This is a genomic window from Streptomyces sp. NPDC107517, assembly GCF_055582645.1.
In genome coordinates this window covers 31,603-50,658 of the sequence record NZ_JBVJPM010000028.1, presented here as the reverse complement: position 1 = coordinate 50,658, position 19,056 = coordinate 31,603, and the positions used below count along the sequence as shown (strand labels likewise).

Here is a 19,056-nt window from a genome sequence, read left to right as displayed (position 1 = left end):
CACTACTCCAGCATGTCGACGGTGGTGCACGGATCGGCCTGTGGGCAGAACTGGCCCTCCACTCACGGGTGGAGGGCCACGCTCCAGTGGTGTCCGTGGTGCATGCGGCCGGCGTGGTCGTGGCCGGCGTCGGGTGAGCCGCCCATCATGCGGAGCATGGCCATGCCGCCGGTCCGCCAGAACCGCACCAGGAGTACAGCGGCCAGGAGGAGGAAGGCGATGTTGAGCCAGGTGGTGTAGTTCCAGCTGATGCCTTCCATGGGGACCTTCGCGTCGGCCTGGTCGGGGATCAGGCCGAGGCCGCCGAAGGAGAATTCCACGATGTATCCGGCGATGACCATCGCGAGGTAGAAGGTGCCGAGGATGAAGGCGGCCATCTTGGCGCCGTAGTACTTCCGGTAGATGTTGAGGATCGGCAGGATCAGCAGGTCGGCGAAGATGAACGCCACCACGCCGCCGAAGCTGATGCCGCCCTTCCACAGCACCACCGCCAACGGCACGTTGCCGATGGAGCACACGAACGAGGCCATCGCCACCAGGGGGCCGATGATGGGCCCCCACAGCTTGGCGGCGAGCGGGTGGCCGTCGAAGAAGAAGGTGCGCCAGAACGCGTCCGGGACCCAGGCGGCGATGGCGCCGGCGATGAGCAGGCCGACGACGAGGTCGCGCAGGATCGCCGCCCATTCCATGACGAATACGTGGCTGGTGGCGGTGAAGCCTTCGCGGGACAGGAGCCGGCGGGTGAAGGAGCCTTGGCGCCGGACGGACATGTCCATCGCGGCGTGGCCCTCCATCGACCCGGCAAGCCCTCGTTCCGCCTGCTCGCGCGCCGGGCGCAGCAGCCTGTCGCGCAGGAACAGCCGGAACAGGACGGCCAGCAGGATGATCATGATGGGGCCGCCGACGAATTCGGCGGCGGTGAACTGCCACCCCATCAGCAGCGCGAGGATGACGCCGAGCTCGATGACGAGGTTGGTGGAGGCGATCTCGAAGGCCATCGCGGCAGTGAAGTTCGCGCCCTTGCGGAACAGCGAGCGGGCCAGCGCCACCGCCGCGTAGGAGCAGGACGAGGACGCCGCGCCCAGGCCCGCGGCGACGGCGAGGGTGCGGGGCCGGTCGTCGCCGAGCAGGGAGACGACGGTGGATTTGCGGACCACGGCCTGGACGACGGCGGACAGTGCGAAGCCCAGGATCAGGGCCCAGGTGATCTCCCAGGTCATGGAACCGGTGATCGACAGTGCGTGCAGTACGGCGTGCATCTGACCAGCCTTCCTCGCACGATACGGCGTACGCCCTGCTGACGCGCCTCTTGCGGGGAGGCGAGGCGGGTCTGTGAGGCCGGGTGCGGGGCGCCGCCGCAGGGGGGCGCCCCGCTCGGGGTCAGCCGACGGGCAGGGTCAGGGCGGCGGTGTGGAGCGTGCCGCCGGTCCGGAACTGCAGGAACAGCCGCCAATTGCCGGAGGTGGGCAGCTCGGCGTGGAAGGCGAGGTCGGGGCCGCCTTGGTCGCCGGTCACCTTGGTCGTCGGGTGGAGGTGGGCGAACGCGGCGTCGCCTTCATGGAAGGCGGTCAGGTGAGCGTAGGTGCCCAGGTAGGGCTGCAGGTCGGTGACGGGCTTGCCGTCCTTGGCTATGGAGACGGTCAGCGGGTGGGCCATGCCGGCCATGGGCTCGCCCTTGACGGTGACGGTGTACCCGGCGACCCGGGTGCTGGTGGCGGCGGTGGGCAGCGGGGTCTTGGTCGCGGTGCCGGGCACGGTGAGGGTGCGCGAGAGCACGAAGTCCTTGCCCTTGCCGGGCCCGGCATCGGGGGTGAAGGAGGCGAACAGGCGCCAGGATCCCGGGGGGAGGGAGGCCAGGCCAGCGGTCCAGGTGCCGTTGGCGGTCATGGTGGGGTGGATGTGCTGGAAGCCGGTCAGGTCGGAGCGGATGGCGTAGAAGTGCATCCTCTTGGTCTGGTCGAGGGCGAAACCGGTGACCGGCTTGCCGTCCGGGCCCGTGACCGTGAACCGGTAGGTGGCCTTCCTGCCGGCCGGCAGGGTCGTGTCCTTGGAGGTGAGGCGGTAGCCGTCCTGGGTGTCGGACAGGCCGTTGCCGGAGGCCATGTGGTCCATGCCGGGCATGTCACCCATGGCTTGCGACGCGCTGGGCGAGGAGGAGGCGGAGGACTTGGTGCCGTGGTCCATGCCGGGCATGGACGAAGAGTCACTGGAGGAGCCGCAGGCGGCCAGGAGCAGCGCGAGAGCCGCTGCGGCGCCGGCCGCTGCAAGACTGCGGCGGCGGGCGGTGAAACGGGAAGAGGTGGCCATCGAGGTGAGTCTTTCCGGGGGGTGCCTCTATGTCTTTCGTCAAGCGAGGCGTGGGGTCCGGGGTTCGTAGAAGGTGCCGTCGCGGAGCATCGCGAAGAGCACGTTGATGCGTTGTCGGGCGAGGCGGAGGAGGGCTTGGGTGTGGGTCTTTCCTCTGGCTCGGCATTTGTCGTAGTAGGTGCGGGAGGCGGGGTCGTGCAGGGCGGCGAACGCGGACAGGAACATCGCGCGTTTGAGCTGGCGGTTGCCGCCGCGGGGTGCGTGTTCGCCGTGGATCGAGGTTCCGGACGACTTGGTGGTCGGGGCGAGTCCGGCGTAGGAGGCGAGATGGGCGGCGGTGGGGAAGCTGGTGCCGTCGCCGATGGTGACCAGCAGTGTGGCGGCGGTCCTGACCGCAATCCCCGGCATCGAGGTCAGGACCGCGTGAAGAGGGTGTGCCTCCAGCAGGGCGCTGATCTGAGCTTCTGCCGCGTGGCGTTGTTCGTGGACGGCGCCGAGCGAGCGGGCCAGGGACGGGATCACGATGTCGAGGGTGCCCGTGCCGGGAACGACGACGGTCTGCTCGTCGAGCGCGTCGAAGACGTCGTCGATCAGGCGCGTGGCCATGCGGGGCGCCTTGGGGCGGATGGCCTCAACGAGCCTGCGGCGTCCGGCCTTTCGCAGCGCGGCTGGGGATCCGTAGCGTTCGAGCAGCCAGGTGACGGCCTGGTGGTCCAGGCGCGGCCCGAGGACGCGTTCCAGGCTGGGGTGGAACTGGGTGAGCAGGCCGCGGATCCGGTTGCTGGTGCGGGTGGCCTCGGCCGCGAGATCTTGGTCGAAGCCGACAAGGACGGTGAGCGCGGCGGTGATCTCGTCGGTGAGTTCGAGCGAGCGCAGGGTGTGCGGCATGGTGCGGGCGGCGTCCGCGATCACAGCCGCGTCGCGGGCGTCGGTCTTGGCCTCGCCGGGGTAGAGGTCGGCGATCCGCCGCATCGACAGGCCGGGCAGATAGGCAACCTTGCAGCCGGTGTCCCTGGCGACTGTCAGGGGCAGGGCGCCGATCGAGGCGGGCTGGTCCACGATGACCAGGACGGTGCCGAACTTGTCGCGGAGCTTGTCGAAGACCTGCCGCAACTTCGGTTCGGTGTTGGGAAGTTGCTTGTCGAAGACCTTCTTGCCGGCCGGGGTGAGTCCGTGCCCGTGGTGGGCGCTCTTGCCGACGTCCAGGCCGAGGAAGACGCCTATCTCGTCACTGTCGTTCACGCCGTCCTCCCGAACGGGTTGGTGCGGTGCTGGCCGGGGCGTTGGCGTCGTGCGCGCATCCACGTTATGCAGACCTGCCGCCCACCAGGTGCCGGGCATTGCGCTCGGCGGGGCGGTAGCCGGACCTCTCATCAGCGTCTCCAACGGCGCCTCTCGGGCCCGGTGGCACCACCCCCCAGGTCATGCCCTCGACAGGGGGGAACAGCCATGCCGGGCCCGGAGGCCAGCGGCCCTCTTGCAGGACCGCGGAAAAGATAACGGGGGCGCACCACACCGGTGGTGCGCGGAATCGAGCAGGACGCGATGCCGGCTCCGGCCTGGGCCTGGATCCGGTGCGCGCCTGTCACGTCCGCGCGATACACACCTGAAGCAGGAGATCTCGCCCGCAGGCCGGTGGCCCGCGCCGCCCCATCCCGCCGGCTGCCACCCGCAGGCGGGCCGGCATCCACGGGGCGAGCACTGCGGCGCCTGCCACGCCGAGCAAGCCGGGCGCGGGCAGGTGGGTTCGCTCGTGGGCCGAGGTCGACACGCACAGTTCCCCGGACATCGCAGAGGCGTTGGCGGCCCGGGCAGCGGGGCCGGGATCGTGCGCGGCGGGCACATGAGTCGCGCGGAGCGCGGCGGCGTCGTGGCCGCCGGTCATCGGCGAGGCCGCCATCACGGGCATGGCGCTGTGGCAGCCCTCCGCGGCCGTGGCCGGGGCGCCGTGCATGAAGAACAGGCCGAAGAGCACCGCGCACACCGCCAGCAGCCGGGCGATGCCCCGCCTGCCTGTATGTCCGCTGCTGCCCACGTTCTGTTCCGTTCTGTTCCTCACCGTTTGGCGTGCCGCCTGCGACTACCACAGCATACCCAGGCGGGGTATCACCCGCATTGGGTGCATCGAGTCAGCGGCCGAGGACCTGGCGGGGTGATACCCGCCAAAGGGCAAACGGGATGATCTTGAAGTCCTGATGGGCGAGCCAGCAGCCAGACGAAGTCCCCCAGAGGGGGTGTGTCTGCGGTCAGGATCGCGTCTGGATTCGGCTCATGAATCGGTCGGTGGACGCTGGTGGGCGGCGTGACGCCAGGGGCCGTGCATCGGGGTGGACGATGAGCCGCCCGTCGCGGCGACGTGTTGAGGAGGCCGGGTGACACCGGCGACATCGGCCGCCGGCAGCGAGGGGCGCAACCCGGCCAGCGTGACCGCGACCAGCCGGTGAACGGCAGCCTTGGAGGGCAGGCCGCCGGCGGCACCCAGGACGTGCAGGCAGTAGGTCGCGATGGCAGGGGGCGACGTCGTCGCGGATGTCCCCGCCCTGCGCGGCTTCGGCGATGAGGTCACGCACGAGGGTGTTCAGGTGCCGCTCGGCGTGGGCGAGGTGCTCGCCCCGGTGCACCGGTGCCGCGAGTTCGGTGTGCTGCGGGCGCTCGTGAGTGATGTCCGCGTAGGCGTGCGTGAACTCGATCATCATGGGCGATTCAGAGCCCTGCATCCTCGGCTCGATGATGCTGACACTGCAGAACATGGCCAGACTTGAGGACCCGCGCCTGGCCCAGCCCGACGCTGGCCCGGCCGCGACGCTGTCCGTATTGCGCTCCGATGCCGCCCTAAACGATCCGTCGTTGCTGGGGGCCGCCGAGTCCCTCGACCATTGCCTGGTCCGCGGGTATGTCCACGGCGCGAACGCGATCGTGATCGGCGAGCCCGCCGAACCGCCCGTGGGAACACGCACGCCCCACGTCGCAGTCATGCCGCTGCCCGACTTTCAAGCGATCGTCACAGCCGCCACCCGCTACTGGGAAGAGGTCCAGCGCGATGCGCGGCTCAATACCCCCAACCGATGGGGCAGCACCTTGAGTTCACCCGGAACACACAGGTCGAAGCTCGCCAGAAATCCTCAACACCCGCCGGTTCCCGACGAAGAACCCGTTCCCGACGAAGAACCCTCAGTTTCGCTGAACCCGCGGGACTCGAGACCCTGATCTCGTACAGCTACGGCGAGGTGGCGCGTAGCACTCCGTGAAGCTCAGGGCTTCACGTGCTCCGGCCTTGGATCGGGGGCAACCTCGACGGCATTCAGAGAACCTTCGTTTCCTGAAATCCATCCCGACGGGTCATCAAGACCCCTCCACCGGAACAGTCACCACCGGCTACGCCACGGGGGCCATCTGCGAACGCATCCCGTACGCCCCCAGCCGCAGCCTCCCCGGCTGCCTCAACTCGAACATCACCCAGCAGACCGGACTCCTGACCGTCAACCGCGGCTGAGCCGGCAACGCCAGCCCACCGCACACAGATCCACCCAGCCAAGATCACCTTTCGCAACAGCCCCTGGTGCCTCCCCGTCCGGCTCCGCGAGCGGAACTTCGCCGAAGACCCACGAGACACGACGCACCCGCCCTTCACCCCGGCCAGGACGGACGCGGGCCGCCTCCCGCCCGCGACCTTGCCACGGGCGCACGCACTCCACTGCCTGTCAGTGGCTGCTGGCACCATGCGCGCATGAACACAGACGACGAAGAGAAGAAGGCACTGTCGGCGTTCCTCGCGGCGCAACGAACCAGTGTGCTGGCCATTGTCGACGGCCTAGACACGCAAGCCTTGACCACGCCGGTCCTGCCGTCCGGCTGGACGCCTCTCGGGCTCATAGAACATCTGGGGCACGCGGAGCGGCACTGGTTCCAGGAGGTCGCCACCGGGGCCGTCGAACCGTTGGACTGGCCAGACGACCATGCCCCGCTGACGACGCCCCGACCGCCTGAGGTCGTTTTCGCCTTCTACGAAAACCAGTGTTGGCGCTCCGATACCGTGATCGCCCGCACCCCACTGTCGGCACCCCCGCGAGGCCGTCACCCCGGCCCGCTGGAGGACGAAGTCACCGACCTGCGCTGGATCGTTCTACACGTGATCGAGGAAACCGCACGTCACGCCGGCCATCTGGACATCGCCCGCGAACTCCTCGACGGGCGGACCGGACTCGGGCCTCGCTGAGTCCCGCCCAGAGGCGTTTGGAAGCGTCATGCCAACATGCGCGCATGAACTTCGAGCTCGTCCCGCCCATAGGTATCGGTGCCCTGAGGATCGGTATGTCACGCGAGGACGCGGACATGGCGCTGGACTCGCTGCGTGACGTGACGGAGGTATCCACGGCCGACCAGGCTGGGCAGCACATCTTCCGGCCGAGCGGCCTGATGATCAGCATCGGGTGCATGCACAACCGTCTGGAATCCATTGAGTTGGGGCGCCCTTCAGACCCCTCGGACGTCGTGAGGTTTCGCGGCATCGACGTTTTCGGCCTGCCGGCCCGCGAGGTCGTGCGCCACATGGCCGAGGTCTTCGCCATCGAACCCGCCGACGACGACCCCGTCTCCTTCGTCGCAGCCGACCTGCTGCTCAGCTTCTGGCGACCGTTCGAGGCCGACGACGAACCGGACGAAGAACAGGGTTACTACTTCAACTCTGTTCTACTTGCCCGCCCCGGCTATTGCGACGACCCCACCCCTAAATGATCAAGCAGTCAGGGCCTACTCCCGTCCGGCGGGATACGCGCTGACCGCTTGATCACTGGACTGCCTTACGAACGGCGTCAAAGACCTGGTAGCCGAAAGCGACGCCTACTTGCCGAAGGGCATGTTCATCTTGCCGCCGGTGGTTGGTATGCCCGGTCGCGGGATCAGCGCGCCGAAGCTGATGAGCCCCGCGTACTTTGAGGTGAGGGCGGCGGGGTCGATGCTGCCGCGGACGGTGGAGCGAACGCCGTCGGCACCTATGAGCACGTCCCCGACGGCTGTGGTGCCGTCGCTGAAGCGGGCGGTCACGCCGTCGGCCGTCTCCTCGGCGCCGACAAGCCGTATCGAGGGCGACTTCATGGGCCAGGTCTATCCGGCGCCGGAGGGCGACCCTCACGGTTCGGAGCTTGTTGAGCGCTGTCCGACGGCCATCTGGGCAAACTTCGCCCAGTGCGGATATCGGCGTCTGAGCTATACGAACACCGTGAGTGTGCTGCCTGGGACGGCGGGCATGTTCGAGTGCGCCATGGGGGCAGACGTGCGGCTCATACGAGTTCTGCTCACCGTCTCAGACACCACCGTCCGCGAACGGCTGGCGGGCCGGGAGCTCGGCTCGGAACTGGAACAGGGGCTCGAGGCCAGCGCGCGTACAGCGCGGCTCCTGGACGAGCAGGCGCCCGCCGACACCGTGCGGGTGGTGACCGACAGGCGGCCTGTCGTGGACATCGCGCGGGAGGTAGTGGCCGCCACCGGCTGGTGCGAGTAACGCCCCAGGGCAGTTCGTGGCTCGCTGGTCGGATCCTGCGGGCCGACGAGCGCAGCCGCCGTTCGACTTGGGACCGGCTCCACAGACTCGTCGACGGGACATAAGCGTCGGCCGCCGTTCACTCTCCCCGCCTCGCCCCGCGCGTGACGCCCAGGACCAAGACATGAGTTCAGCGCCTGGTGCAGGCGGGAGATACTGGCGAGCCCAGATCGCGCACCGATGAGTTTCCCGCGCCGCGCTGGTCTATACGCCGGACACCCACGGACGGAAGGCTGGGCCATGCGGAAACTGATCTACGGCATGAACCTGACCCTGGACGGCTACATCGCCGCGGCCGGCGACGACATCGGCTGGAGCGGACCGCCGAGCGACGAGCTGTTCCAGTGGTGGCTCGACCACGAGCGGGCGAGTGGCCTGTCGCTGTATGGGCGCAAGCTGTGGGAGACGATGAGCTCCTACTGGCCGACCGGCGACCAGCAGCCCAACGCCACCCCGGCGGAGATCGAGTTCGCGCGGAACTGGCGGGACACGCCGAAGGTGGTGTTCTCATCGACGATCGACAAGGTCGACTGGAACACCCGCCTGGTCACCGGCGACTCGATCGCCGAGATCACCCGGCTCAAGGCCGAGGAAGGCGGCCCGATGAACATCGGCGGCGCAACGCTCGCCGGGGCGGCCATGCGCGCCGGGTTGATCGACGAGTACGCGATCGCCGCCCATCCGGTCCTGGTGGGCAGCGGCACGCCGTTCTTCACCGCTCTGGACAACTGGGTGAACCTGAACCTGGTGGAGACACGGACGTTTCCCGGCGGCGTGGTCCTGACCAGGTACGAGACGAGGCGCTGAGCAGCAGCACCCACGCGTCAACAACGCTCATGCTCAATACATCTAGTGGCTGTACGTGTTCCCATCGATGACGAGGTAGCTAGCAGGACAGTGATCATCGCAGGCTCCCCGTGGGCGTCATCCTCGCCTTCGAACGGGTCCTCGATGCTGGGCCCGCGCGTTGCTCACGGCGCATCCGTATTCTGTGCCGCCCTCGGCGACAGCAGGTACCAGTCGGCCTACGCCCACCACCGTCAGCGGACCAGGTCGCTCGGGTCCGTGTTGGCGCCGCAGAGTACGACGGCGACTTTCTCTCCGGAGGCGGGCCGGTAGGGGGTCTCAGCGCCGGTGAGGGCAGCCAGGGCGGTGGTGGCCGCGTGTTCTACGGCGAGTCGGCGGTGATCCCACAGCATGTGGCGGGCGCGGACGATCTCGCTGTCCGGTACGAGGACGGAGCGTACGTTGTCCTGCTGCGCCGCGTGCAGTGCCATCGCGGAGGCGCGGCGGGCGCCCAGGGGGTCGGCGGCGACGGAGGCCACGGAGACGTCGACCGGGTGACCGGCCTCCAGGGCGGCGTTCAGTGCCCTGCAGTTCTCCGGCTCGACGGCGACGACACGTGTGCCGTGCTGCCGGGCGGCGGTGGCGACACCGGCGAATAGCCCGCCGCGGCCGACGGCGACCACGACCGTGTCCAGACCGGGCAGCCGGTCGCGGATCTCATCCAGGAGAGTGCCTGACCCGGCGGCGATGAGGGGGTGGTCGTAGGCGTGGGAGGTGAGGGCACCGGTGGTGTCGGCGAACTCCTGGCAGGCGGTGAGCGCCTCGGCGTACTCGGTGCCGACGAGGCGGACGTCGGCACCGTACGCGCGCAGCTTCGCCACCTTCACGGCAGGGCCGTGGTGGGCAGGTAGACGGTCGCGGTGACGCCCTGCTGTCGCGCGGCCCACGCGCAGGCGAGTCCGGCGTTGCCGCCGGAGGCGATGGTCACCCCCACCTCGGGGAGAGTGCCGGCGTCGCGGTGGGCCTGAAGGAAGTTCTGCGCGCCACGGGCCTTGAACGAGCCGGTGTGCTGCATGAACTCCAATGCGAACCACAGCTCGCCCGACCCCGGCACGCTCGCGGCGTCGGCCGGAGCGAGAGTGACGGGGCGGACGCGGCCGGCGACCCGTTCGGTGGCGGCCTCGATGTCGTTCCGGTCGAGCTGATTGTCGTTGCTCCCGGTGGGGTGTGCGGCCCGGCGCGGGTCGGGTCGCGGGTGGCGCTCAGGGGGCGCGGGAGCGCCTTCGCACCCCACACCCCGTCTGGACTTTCCGTCCATAGGCTGGACGTTTACTATAGTTGGGCCTCGGGCGGGAAACGGAGAGATGAGGAATGGTGTGATGACCGACAGTGGTGCGGATGCGATCAGCAGTGCGGATGCGATTCTGGCGGCGTTGCTGCCGGTCACCGATGGACTGGCCGCGACGTTCGGACCGACGTGCGAGGTTGTCCTGCACGACTACCGGCGCGGTGAGCAGTCAGTCGTGGCGGTCTCCGGCGCCGTGACCGGCCGGAAGGTCGGCGGCGCCCTGAGTGAGATCGGTCTGGCCGTGCTCGCCGATGGGGACGCGGCGGCAAACGACATCAACTACGTGACACGCACCCCGGACGGCCGGATCGTCAAGTCCTCGACCATGCCGCTGCGCGATGGTTCGGGCCATGTGTTCGGGGCCCTGTGCATCAATGTCGACGTCACGGCTCTGCGGCAGGCCGGCGACCTGCTGACGGCACTGGCAGGCACCGCCCCCGTACAGGAGACGGCCACCACGTTCAGCAACGACTTCGACGACGTGGTCGACGCCCTGATCCGGACCGAGGAGATGTCCCGCGGCAAGCCCGTAAGCAGTCTGACTCGGCTGGAGCGGCTGGTCCTGCTCAAGGTCCTCGACGGGCGAGGTGTCTTCACCGTGCGCAACGCGGTGCCGCGGGTCGCCGAGCGGCTCGGCGTGTCCCGTTCTGCGGTCTACGCGGATCTCAACGAGTGCCGCAAGACACCACCGGCCGACCCCCAGCACCGCGGCGACGACGTGCCCGATTAGCACGGCAGCGAGAACCACCGCCACGAAGCGAGGAGCGTCACCATCATGCACTTTCTGCCCGAGGAGCGATCCGCCGCCCTCATCACCGAAGAGCTGGCCTTCACGGCCGTACGAGAGGCGTTGATCGCTGCCGCCGGCTCTGACACCGAGGTCTTCCCCGCCGTGCTCGGGCACGGCTCGCAGGTCGAGAACCGATTCACCGTGAAGTCCGCCGCATCGGCCCGGCATGCCGGAGTGAAGATCGGCAGCTACTGGCCGTGCAACGCCGACAAGGACATGCCCCGCCACAACTCCCTGGTCCTGCTCTTCGACCAGGAGCACGGCCGCATCGGCGCGGTCGTCGAGGCCGGCATCGTCAACGCCTACCGCACCGCCGCGGCCGACGCGGTCGCCGCCAGCGTCCTGGCGCGCGCCGACGCCACCATCCTGGCCGTCTTCGGCACAGGGAATCAGGCTCTGTACGAATGCGCGGCGGTGGCCCGAGTACGCCCCATCAGCACCATCAATGTCGTCGCTCGCTCTCGCGAACGCGGCGAACAGTTCCTGGCCCAGCTGGCCGAGCGAGGACTCACCGGCCAGCTCACCGATGCCGAACAGGCATGCCGAGCGGCCGACATCATCGTCACCGCCACCACCGCTAAGGCGCCCCTGTTCGACGGAGGGTGGGTACGTCCCGGTACCCACATCGCCAGCATGGGCTCCGACGCACAGGGCAAGCAGGAACTGCCGCCGCAACTCCTCAAGGATGCGCGCCTGTTCTGTGACCTTCCCTCACAATCGGTGCGCATCGGGGAACTGCAGCACGTAGCCGACCTCATCGACGACGGCTCCCTCACCGTCACCGCCCTGGGCGATGTCCTGACCAGGCAGGCGGAGGGGCGCCGCAGCGAGCAGGACATGACCGTGTTCGACAGCTCCGGCATCGCCCTGCAGGACCTCTTCGTCGCCGACGCCATCATGCACGCCGCCGCACTCGCTACCGGAGCCACCTCATGACGCACACCGATCACCCCGCACTGGACACCATGACGCTGCAGTGTGCCGCCTGCGGCCACACCCACCCGCTGGGCGACCTGGCCTGGCGGTGCGCGAACTGCCACGGCGTCCTCGATCTCGCCGGCTTCACACCGGGCATGCCCAAGGCCGCCGACCTCACTTCCCGCCGCCCCAGCCTGTGGCGGTACGCGGAAGCCCTGCCGATCGGCGAGCCGCGCGACATCACCATGGGCGAGGGCATGACGCCTCTGGTCACGGCGCCCGGCCGACCCGACGTCCAGCTCAAGATCGACCACCTGATGCCGACGGGATCCTTCAAGGACCGTGGCGCGGTCATGCTGGCCGCCCTCGCGGCCCGCCTCGGCGTGTCCCGCCTCATGACCGACAGCAGCGGCAACGCGGGAACCGCTGTTGCCGCCTATGCCGCGCGGGCCGGTATCACATGCGACGTCTACGTCCCCGAGGCCACCTCAGCGGGCAAGGTCGCCCAACTGCGCGCCTACGGCGCCACCGTGCACCAGATCCCGGGCACCCGCGAGGACACCGCCCAGGCCGCGGCCCGGGTCGCCGACGAGCCCGGCGTCTTCTACGCCAGCCACGTCTACCACCCCTTCTTCCTGCACGGCACCAAGACCTACACCCTGGAGCTGTGGGAACAGCTCGGTGGCCGGCTGCCCGACACCCTGGTCCTGCCCGTCGGCAACGGCACCCTCGTACTCGGTGCATACCTCGGCTGCGTCCAGCTGCTCGACCTGGGCCTTGTCGACCGGCTACCGCGGATCGTCGCGGTCCAGGCCGCCGGGTGTGCACCGCTGGCCACCGCCTTCGCCAACGGCCTGCCTGTACCGAGCGATATCACCGCGGTCGGCACTGTGGCCGAGGGCATCGCCATCGCGCGTCCCGCCCGCGGCGCGCAGATCCTCTCCGCCGTCCGGGCCACCGGCGGATCCATCGTCACCGTCCCCGACGACGCCGTGCACGCCGCCCACGCCTCCCTGGCCCGCGCGGGCCTGTACGTCGAACCAACTTCCGCCGTGTGCTGGGCCGCCATCCAGGCCGGACGGATCCCCACCACTCCCCGACCCGATGGCCTTCCCACCGCCGTCGCACCCCTGTGCGGCAGCGGCCTCAAGTCCAAGCCCCCGGCCTGAGCCACTACCTCGGCTGGCGGCTGCCAGCCGCCGCTACGTAATGGACCTCGCCGGCAGCGCGCCGGAGCGACCTCAGTTACGCGTCGCCGCCCAGGTGAACCGGTGAGGCGGTCGCGGCGGCCGCAGCCTCGGTGAAGACACGTACATCCCAGGGTTTCAGGGCGAGTTGATGCCCGGACGGGTACGTCGCTGAGCCGACGGCCTCCGCGAGCGTGACCGGCAACCGCACACTCACCGGCTCCCCCGACCAGTTGTGGACGAAGCGCAGACGTCGTCCGTCCCGGGCGGTGGCGCCGGTCGCCGTCACCATCTGCGGCAGGTCGCGCCACGGGGCGTTGCCGTCCGGGCAGGCCCAGGTCAGCAAGGCCTGGGCGAAGGAAGGGCCCGGGACCGTACCGACGTACGTGATCCGTCCGGAGCCCGCGCGGCGGGTGGTCGCGGCAGGCCAGCGGCCGAAGTGCGGGTGGCGGTACTCGGCCAGGACGGTCGTGGAGTCGTCGGCGTGCAGGCCGTCGACCGAGCGGGTCGCCGTGGCCGTGTCGTCGAGTACGAGGCCACGGTCCCGGGAGACCACCGTCACATCGTCCGCGAGGGTGCTGAACTCGTCATAGTGGACCCCGGCCGCCGCGGCGAGGCGAGCTGGCATGACGTCCGTGCGGGCGCGCCCCTCCTCGTCGCCGTAGCCGGTGCGCGGGCCCAGGATCAGGTGCCCGCCCGCTTCAGCGTAGGCCCGCATCCAGTCGAGGGTCGTATCGTCAGCGAGGTAGAGGCCGGGCACGACGAGAACAGGCTTCTCGCGGGCCGCCGCCTCAGGCGACTGCTCCGCCAGCTTCGCGGCGTGCACGATCCGCGTCTGGAGTCCGGCGTCGAAGGCCCCTTGGTGGAACGGGTCGAACAGGCCGTCGTACGCGGCCGGGTCGGCGACGCCGTCCGGGCCCGCGAGGTGCGGGAAGCGCTGCATGAACCACTTGGTGGGCCGCGAATAGACGAGCGTGACGTCGGCGTCCGGAATCAGGCCCGCTACCAGTTCGCCCGTCGCCTCCAACTCGGCGCCCAGTCGGGCGACTTCGCCGTAGATCCGTCCGGGGCGCCCGTTGTGCGGGAGCACACCGCCCCAGTAGGTCTCCGAGCCGAAGTGCAGTGAGTGCCAGTGCCAGTACTCGACCATCTGAGCACCACGCGATACCAACGCCCATGCAACTTGCCGCAGTTGACCGTCATACGGGGGCCGGGAGTCGCAGGCGCCGCCGATGCTGGTCGCGTTGGTCTCGGTGACCAGGAACGGCTCCTGGCGCGAGGAGTACATGCGGTCGGCGCGGTGATAGAGCCCCCATGGGCCGGTCCGGCGCCAGCCCGGTCGCGGATTGGCGCCGCCGGGCAGGGCGAGTTCGTCCTGCGCCCAGTAATAGCAGTTGCCCGCCGTGACATCGAGGGCGTCGGTCAGCTCGTCGTCCTCCACGGCCTGGCGCCCGTAGTCGACGCACGTGGTGACGAACTGCCCGGGGCGGGCGTACTCGCGGACGATGTCCGCCTGCCAGGTGATGAACTCGGTGGTGAGGCGAGCCTGGAAGCGCCGCCAGGCCAGGTCGTACTGCGGCTGGGCGTTGCCGTCGGGCCGCCACAGGTCGGACCACGTCGACAGGCGGTGCGACCAGTAGACCAGGCCCCACTCCTTGTTCAGGTTCTCCACGTCCCCGTACACCGCCCGCAGATGGTCGACGAACTGCTCAAACACTCCGTTGTTGTGGAGGAGTTCGTTGCCGGGTTCATTGTCGACCTGGAAGCCGATGACCGCGGGGTGGGAGGCGTACCGGCCGACGATCTTCCGGATCACCCGCTCGGCGTGGAAACGGAACGCCGGGTGCGTGAAGTCGACCTCCTGCCGGGCTCCCCAGCCGATCCGCTCGCCGGTGCGGCGCTCCCCCGCGATCTCCGGGTACTGGCGGGCCAGCCACGGCGGGACGGCGTAGGTCGGGGTGCCGAGGACTACGGAGATGCCGCGCTCGTGGGCACCGTCGAGTACGGGCTGGAGCCAGTCGAGGTCGAAGCGGCCGTTCTCGGGCTCCCAGGTGGACCAGACCGATTCGCCGACCCTGATGACCGAGAAGCGGGCCTGTGTCATCAGGTCGAGGTCGTCCTTGAGGCGTTCGTGGGGCTGGTACTCGTGGTAGTAGGCGGCGCCGAACAGGACGCGGGGCGGCAGTGCGGCGCCGGTCATGAGTCTCCCTTGCCGTGGTAGCGGAAGTCGGCGAAGTGGACCGTGCCGCATTCCGTGTACATGCCGGTGACCCGCCCGGTGAAGGGGGCCGCCGTCTCCACCGACCACAATCGGCCGTCGAGGCAGGTGAGTTCGGTCTCGGTGCCGGTCTCCGGGTCGATGGCGCTCAGTCGGATGCGGTCGCCCGGCGCCAGCCAGGGCGCGCGGTCGGACGGCTGGGTGGCGTCGGTGGTGATCCGCAGCCGTACCCGGTCGCGCGCGACGTCGGCCGTCCAGGACTGGATCAGAGACTGTGCGCGCGCCCGCGCGGTGATGAGCAGGCCCTTCCCGTCCAGGGCATCCGGGGACCGCTCGGCGGTCAAGGTGATCGCGAACTCCTCGTCGAGGCGCAGGGCGAGGCCGCCGCGGCCACCGTCCGCCGGTTCGACGACGGTCTCGACGGACGAGTTCAAGTGACGCTGGCGCCGACCGACGAAGGCGGGGTGCGGCGTGTCGAGTCCCGCGCCCTCGGCCGTCCGAAGGGTGAGCAAACCGGGTCGTTCGGTGAGCGAGGCAGTCTCGGCGGGGGTGCGGCGTACAGCGAGCCATCCGGGGTCGGTGAGCTCCTGTGGGGCGCCGAACTGCACATATTCCTCGCGGTGTTCGGGCCGTGGCGCGAGTCCCACCGGCGCCGGAACCGGCCAGCCGTCTGCTGTCCACTCCACGGTCGTCACGTACGTCTCCCGGCCCAGCGGCGAGGTCCGGCCCACGCGGCGGGTGCCGAGGAGCACCATCAGGTCGGTGCCGTCCGGGCCACGCACCAGGTCACCGTGGCCGGTGCACTGGACGGCGCGGTCCGTGCCGGAGGCGGACAGGACCGGGTTGTGCGGGGCACCCTCGAAGGGGCCCTCGATGCTCGGGCCGCGCGCGACACTGACGGAGTGCCCGTACTCGGTGCCGCCTTCGGCGATCAGCAGGTACCAGTGGCCGTCGCGGTGGTAGAGGTGCGGGGCCTCGGGAGCGACCAGGCCGGTGCCGGACCACAACTCCCTAGGTACCTCAAGGCACTTGCCCGCATCCAGGTCCACTCGTGCCTGAAGAATGCCCCGGTTCGCGACGATCTGGTGGTCGACGATGTGCAGCCCGCTGTATGTCACGTAGGCGGCGCCCGACTCGTCCCAGGACAGGTCGGGGTCGATGCCCTCGATACCGTCGAGCGTGACGCCGTCGCTCCACGGCCCGGCCGGATCCTCGGCAGTGAACACGACGCAGCCGCGCGGGCTGCCCACCACCGTGACGATCACGTGGAAACGGCCGTCGTGATGCCGGATGGTAGGGGCCCAGGCGCCACCGGACGACGCCGCGTCGGCGAGCACGACCTGCTCCGCCCGCGTGGCCACGTCACCGATGTGCTCCCAGGAGACGAAGTCGGTACTGCGGTAGACCGGGAGGGCGGGAAGGTACTCGAAGGACGAGGTCACCAGGTAGTAGGTGCCGTCGGCGAGGACGACGCTCGGGTCGGGGTTGAAGCCCGGAACCAGTGGGTTGGGGAGGTTCGTCGTCACGGCTGCTCCACCTCGGCCACCTCGGCGTCCGACAGGAACGCCCGCTCACAGGCTGCCAACACTCGCTTGTCGCCGACGAGTTCGAAGGCGCCCTCGACGCCCCGGTCGTCGGCGTCGAAGCCGAGGAAGAAGTCGACGCGCGCCGGCTCGACGGCGAACTCCCTCGCCATGTTGGTGTATCCGAGCTGCGTGGCAGCCAGTTCGAACGTCACCCGGCGCGACTCGCCCGCCGCAAGGTCGACCCTGGCGAAGCCCGCCAGCTGCTGGGCGGGCCGGGTGACCCCGGAGGTGTTGACCCGTACATACAGCTGGAGGACGGACGCGCCGTCCCTCTGCCCGGTGTTGGTGACGGTCGTCGCGATGCGCACGCTGCCGTGCAGATCCGTCTCGGTGTCGGAGGTCAGGTCGGCCAGCGTGAAGTCGGTGTAGCTCAGGCCGTGTCCGAAGGTGTAGAGCGGCGTGGCCGGCATGTCCAGGTACAGCTCGTCGGAGCCCGGCGGGAGCGGGTTGCGGTAGCCGGTGCCCGAGTGCTGGTGGTGGTAGACGGGGATCTGCCCGGTGTGGCGCGGAATGCTGTACGGCATCTTGCCGCTCGGATTGACCTCGCCGAACAGCACATCGGCCACCGCCTGCGGGCCGAACGGGCCGGCGTAGGGCGCCACGACGATCGCGTTCGCGCCACGCACCGCCTCCGGCAGGGTGTAGGCCCGGCCCTGGTGCAGGACGACGACGTACGGCTTGCCGCTCGCGGCGACCGCCTCGGCAAGCCGGACCTGGGCCTCGGGCAGCGCGATGTCGGCGGTGTCGCTGCCCTCGCCCTCGGTGCGCTCGCCGTTGAACCACAGACTCGCCCCGCCGAGCGCCAGGACGACGACGTCCGAGCGGTCGGCGACCTCGACGACGCGGGCCAGGGCGGCGCCGTCGTCGTCGAGCGGGCGGGTCAGGGTGGAGCCCTGCTCGGTCAGGACGCTGGTGGCGAACTCGGCGAGCGTCTCGTGCAAGGGGCGCGCACCATACCGCTCGCGGCCGAAGGTGTGCCGGTCGGCGTCGGTGAAGATGGCCTGGTTCCAGGCTGTCTGCGGGGTCTCCACGCCGACCGCGTTCATCGCCTCGCCGAGCTCGACGGCCTTGACCGCGTCGCGCCACGCCGGGTAGGCGTACGTCGGGAACTGCAGCCAGGCGGCGTCCGCGTGCGGGCCGATGACGCCGACGGTCAGGTCGGTGCCGGGCGCCAGCGGCAGGACGCCGTCGTTCTCGACCAGGACGACCGAGCGGCGGGCCAGCTCGACAGAGGTTTCCTTGCCCTCCTCGGCGATGGCAGCAACGTCGATGTGCTCCTGCGGGTACGGGTTCTCGAACAAGCCGGAGGCGAACTTGGCCCGCAGTACGCGCAGCACGCAGACATCGACGGCGCTCTCGTCGAGCCGGCCCGAGCGGACCTCCTCGGCAAGGGTCTCCCCGTACGCGTACGGGACGGGCAGCTCGACATCGAGGCCCGCCGTGATGGCGATCCTGGCCGCCTCGCCGGGATCGACGGCGACCTTCTGGCGGTTGACAAGCTGATTCGTCGTCTCGTAGTCCGAGGAGACGAAGCCGTCGAAGCCGAGGGTGTCGCGGAGCAGGCCGGTGAGGACCTCGCGGGAGGCACCAACGGGGACGCCGTCCACATCGGCGTAGGAGTTCATCACCGAGCGCAGGCCCGCGAGTTGGATCGCGGCCTCGAAGGGGTAGGCGAACAGGTCGCGGGTGCGACGGTCGCCGCCTTCGTAGGCGGAGAGGTTGACGCCGCCGGCGGCCAGTCCGTAGCCGAGGAAGTGCTTGGCGGTGGCGATGACGCCGGTCGCCGGGTCGGTGCCCTGCAGGCCCTGGGTGTACGCGACGGAGAACGCGGCGCACAGGTACGGGTCCTCGCCGTACGTCTCGTGCACGCGGCCCCAACGGGGGTCGAGGGCGACGTCCATGACCGGGGAGAGCGCATGGCTGTAGCCGAGGCGACGCATCTGGCGGCGAATCAAGTCCGTCATGTCGCTGACGAGCTCGGGGCTGAACGTGCCGGCGAGAGCGATGGCAGTGGGGAACACCATGTGGCCACCGGTCATCACGCCGCTCAGCGCCTCCTGGTGGATGAGCGCCGGGATGCCGAGGCGAGTGCGGGTGACCAGTTGGCGCTGGATGGCGCCGGTGAGGCGGGCGACTCGGGCCGGGTCGTCGGCCGCGAGTGCGGGGATGTGTCCGGGCGCCACCTTGAGGACCTCGTCGGCGGTGTCGGCGTCGGCTCCGTGTGCGTCCACGAGCCGCCACGGCCATACGGCAGTCAGCTGAGCGCACTTCTCCTCGAGGGTCATCTCGCTCAGCAGGAGGTCGGCGCGGGTGGCGGCGGGGAGGGTGGCGTCGAGGTGGGCGCGGCCGGGCGTGGTTGAGCTGGTCGACATGGCGA

17 protein-coding genes and 1 pseudogene are annotated in these 19,056 nt (G+C 69.7%); 8 read left to right on the top strand and 10 right to left on the bottom strand.

Features of this window, described 5'->3' with window-relative positions:
* Positions 1 to 62 precede the first annotated feature (62 nt).
* The 5 genes from ACZ67T_RS38235 to ACZ67T_RS38215 all read right to left on the bottom strand — a co-directional run bounded on the left by ACZ67T_RS38235 (position 63) and on the right by ACZ67T_RS38215 (position 4,873).
* Complete coding sequence (locus ACZ67T_RS38235) at positions 63 to 1,259, bottom strand: permease (protein ID WP_469990583.1); 1,197 nt, start codon at positions 1,257 to 1,259, stop codon at positions 63 to 65.
* Between the two features lie 121 nt (positions 1,260 to 1,380).
* Entirely contained in the window at positions 1,381 to 2,307 is a 927-nt protein-coding gene (locus ACZ67T_RS38230; RefSeq protein WP_469990581.1) for a hypothetical protein, read from the bottom strand.
* Positions 2,308 to 2,346: 39 nt separating this feature from the next.
* Positions 2,347 to 3,549 carry an IS110 family RNA-guided transposase gene (locus tag ACZ67T_RS38225; protein WP_469990579.1) on the bottom strand — a complete coding sequence of 401 codons (1,203 nt, stop codon included), beginning with the start codon at positions 3,547 to 3,549 and terminating at the stop codon, positions 2,347 to 2,349.
* A gap of 343 nt (positions 3,550 to 3,892) precedes the next feature.
* Entirely contained in the window at positions 3,893 to 4,342 is a 450-nt protein-coding gene (locus ACZ67T_RS38220) for a hypothetical protein (protein WP_469990578.1), read from the bottom strand.
* A 234-nt stretch (positions 4,343 to 4,576) separates the two neighbouring features.
* Positions 4,577 to 4,873 carry a hypothetical protein gene (locus tag ACZ67T_RS38215; protein WP_469990576.1) on the bottom strand — a complete coding sequence of 99 codons (297 nt, stop codon included), beginning with the start codon at positions 4,871 to 4,873 and terminating at the stop codon, positions 4,577 to 4,579.
* Positions 4,874 to 4,986: 113 nt separating this feature from the next.
* Here ACZ67T_RS38215 and ACZ67T_RS38210 point away from each other — a divergent pair, with 113 nt between their 5' ends.
* From ACZ67T_RS38210 to ACZ67T_RS38200, 3 genes are all read left to right on the top strand, one after another.
* A complete protein-coding gene (locus ACZ67T_RS38210) occupies positions 4,987 to 5,514 on the top strand; it encodes a hypothetical protein (protein ID WP_469990574.1) in 528 nt (175 codons plus the stop codon).
* Positions 5,515 to 6,034: 520 nt separating this feature from the next.
* On the top strand, positions 6,035 to 6,523 hold the full coding sequence (locus ACZ67T_RS38205) for a DinB family protein (protein ID WP_469990573.1): 489 nt from the start codon (positions 6,035 to 6,037) through the stop codon (positions 6,521 to 6,523).
* Positions 6,524 to 6,567: 44 nt separating this feature from the next.
* Positions 6,568 to 7,041 carry a hypothetical protein gene (locus ACZ67T_RS38200; RefSeq protein ID WP_469990571.1) on the top strand — a complete coding sequence of 158 codons (474 nt, stop codon included), beginning with the start codon at positions 6,568 to 6,570 and terminating at the stop codon, positions 7,039 to 7,041.
* Between the two features lie 105 nt (positions 7,042 to 7,146).
* On the opposite strand, the gene ACZ67T_RS38195 is transcribed toward ACZ67T_RS38200, so the two are convergent.
* Positions 7,147 to 7,401 (bottom strand): hypothetical protein, encoded by a 255-nt coding sequence (locus tag ACZ67T_RS38195; protein WP_469990652.1) that lies wholly within the window; start codon positions 7,399 to 7,401, stop codon positions 7,147 to 7,149.
* Here ACZ67T_RS38195 and ACZ67T_RS38190 point away from each other — a divergent pair.
* On the top strand, positions 7,301 to 7,807 hold the full coding sequence (locus tag ACZ67T_RS38190) for a hypothetical protein (RefSeq protein ID WP_469990569.1): 507 nt from the start codon (positions 7,301 to 7,303) through the stop codon (positions 7,805 to 7,807). The genes ACZ67T_RS38195 and ACZ67T_RS38190 overlap by 101 nt on opposite strands.
* Positions 7,808 to 8,086: 279 nt before the next feature.
* Positions 8,087 to 8,653: a dihydrofolate reductase family protein gene (locus ACZ67T_RS38185; RefSeq protein WP_469990567.1), complete on the top strand. Its 567-nt coding sequence runs from the start codon at positions 8,087 to 8,089 to the stop codon at positions 8,651 to 8,653.
* 233 nt (positions 8,654 to 8,886) lie between these two features.
* Here ACZ67T_RS38185 and ACZ67T_RS38180 read toward each other — a convergent pair.
* Positions 8,887 to 9,950 (bottom strand): annotated as a pseudogene (locus ACZ67T_RS38180) (threonine/serine dehydratase).
* A gap of 61 nt (positions 9,951 to 10,011) precedes the next feature.
* Here ACZ67T_RS38180 and ACZ67T_RS38175 point away from each other — a divergent pair.
* The 3 genes from ACZ67T_RS38175 to ACZ67T_RS38165 are packed head-to-tail and all read left to right on the top strand — an operon-like array spanning position 10,012 to position 12,857.
* Positions 10,012 to 10,710, top strand: coding sequence for a helix-turn-helix transcriptional regulator (locus ACZ67T_RS38175; protein WP_469990565.1), 699 nt, complete (start codon positions 10,012 to 10,014; stop codon positions 10,708 to 10,710).
* Positions 10,711 to 10,755: 45 nt separating this feature from the next.
* Positions 10,756 to 11,706, top strand: coding sequence for an ornithine cyclodeaminase family protein (locus ACZ67T_RS38170; RefSeq protein ID WP_469990563.1), 951 nt, complete (start codon positions 10,756 to 10,758; stop codon positions 11,704 to 11,706).
* On the top strand, positions 11,703 to 12,857 hold the full coding sequence (locus tag ACZ67T_RS38165; protein WP_469990561.1) for a threonine synthase: 1,155 nt from the start codon (positions 11,703 to 11,705) through the stop codon (positions 12,855 to 12,857). The genes ACZ67T_RS38170 and ACZ67T_RS38165 overlap by 4 nt, the downstream gene beginning before the upstream one ends.
* A gap of 76 nt (positions 12,858 to 12,933) precedes the next feature.
* Here ACZ67T_RS38165 and ACZ67T_RS38160 read toward each other — a convergent pair whose 3' ends face one another.
* The 3 genes from ACZ67T_RS38160 to ACZ67T_RS38150 are packed head-to-tail and all read right to left on the bottom strand — an operon-like array spanning position 12,934 to position 19,051.
* Positions 12,934 to 15,075, bottom strand: a complete 2,142-nt coding sequence (locus tag ACZ67T_RS38160) for a beta-galactosidase (protein WP_469990560.1) — start codon at positions 15,073 to 15,075, stop codon at positions 12,934 to 12,936.
* Positions 15,072 to 16,619: a glycoside hydrolase family 43 protein gene (locus ACZ67T_RS38155; protein WP_469990558.1), complete on the bottom strand. Its 1,548-nt coding sequence runs from the start codon at positions 16,617 to 16,619 to the stop codon at positions 15,072 to 15,074. Before ACZ67T_RS38155 ends, ACZ67T_RS38160 begins: the two co-directional genes overlap by 4 nt.
* The gene (locus ACZ67T_RS38150; protein WP_469990556.1) at positions 16,616 to 19,051 is read right to left on the bottom strand and encodes a glycoside hydrolase family 3 N-terminal domain-containing protein; all 2,436 of its coding nucleotides are present in this window, start codon (positions 19,049 to 19,051) and stop codon (positions 16,616 to 16,618) included. The genes ACZ67T_RS38155 and ACZ67T_RS38150 overlap by 4 nt, the downstream gene beginning before the upstream one ends.
* Positions 19,052 to 19,056: the final 5 nt, after the last annotated feature.

Coding starts and splice junctions, on each gene's coding strand:
- ACZ67T_RS38235 (WP_469990583.1), bottom strand. CDS start 1,259: ATGCACGCCGTACTGCACGCACTGTCGATCACCGGTTCCATGACCTGG.
- ACZ67T_RS38230 (WP_469990581.1), bottom strand. CDS start 2,307: ATGGCCACCTCTTCCCGTTTCACCGCCCGCCGCCGCAGTCTTGCAGCG.
- ACZ67T_RS38205 (WP_469990573.1), top strand. CDS start 6,035: ATGAACACAGACGACGAAGAGAAGAAGGCACTGTCGGCGTTCCTCGCG.
- ACZ67T_RS38200 (WP_469990571.1), top strand. CDS start 6,568: ATGAACTTCGAGCTCGTCCCGCCCATAGGTATCGGTGCCCTGAGGATC.
- ACZ67T_RS38190 (WP_469990569.1), top strand. CDS start 7,301: ATGAGCACGTCCCCGACGGCTGTGGTGCCGTCGCTGAAGCGGGCGGTC.
- ACZ67T_RS38195 (WP_469990652.1), bottom strand. CDS start 7,401: ATGAAGTCGCCCTCGATACGGCTTGTCGGCGCCGAGGAGACGGCCGAC.
- ACZ67T_RS38185 (WP_469990567.1), top strand. CDS start 8,087: ATGCGGAAACTGATCTACGGCATGAACCTGACCCTGGACGGCTACATC.
- ACZ67T_RS38175 (WP_469990565.1), top strand. CDS start 10,012: ATGACCGACAGTGGTGCGGATGCGATCAGCAGTGCGGATGCGATTCTG.
- ACZ67T_RS38170 (WP_469990563.1), top strand. CDS start 10,756: ATGCACTTTCTGCCCGAGGAGCGATCCGCCGCCCTCATCACCGAAGAG.
- ACZ67T_RS38165 (WP_469990561.1), top strand. CDS start 11,703: ATGACGCACACCGATCACCCCGCACTGGACACCATGACGCTGCAGTGT.
- ACZ67T_RS38160 (WP_469990560.1), bottom strand. CDS start 15,075: ATGACCGGCGCCGCACTGCCGCCCCGCGTCCTGTTCGGCGCCGCCTAC.
- ACZ67T_RS38150 (WP_469990556.1), bottom strand. CDS start 19,051: ATGTCGACCAGCTCAACCACGCCCGGCCGCGCCCACCTCGACGCCACC.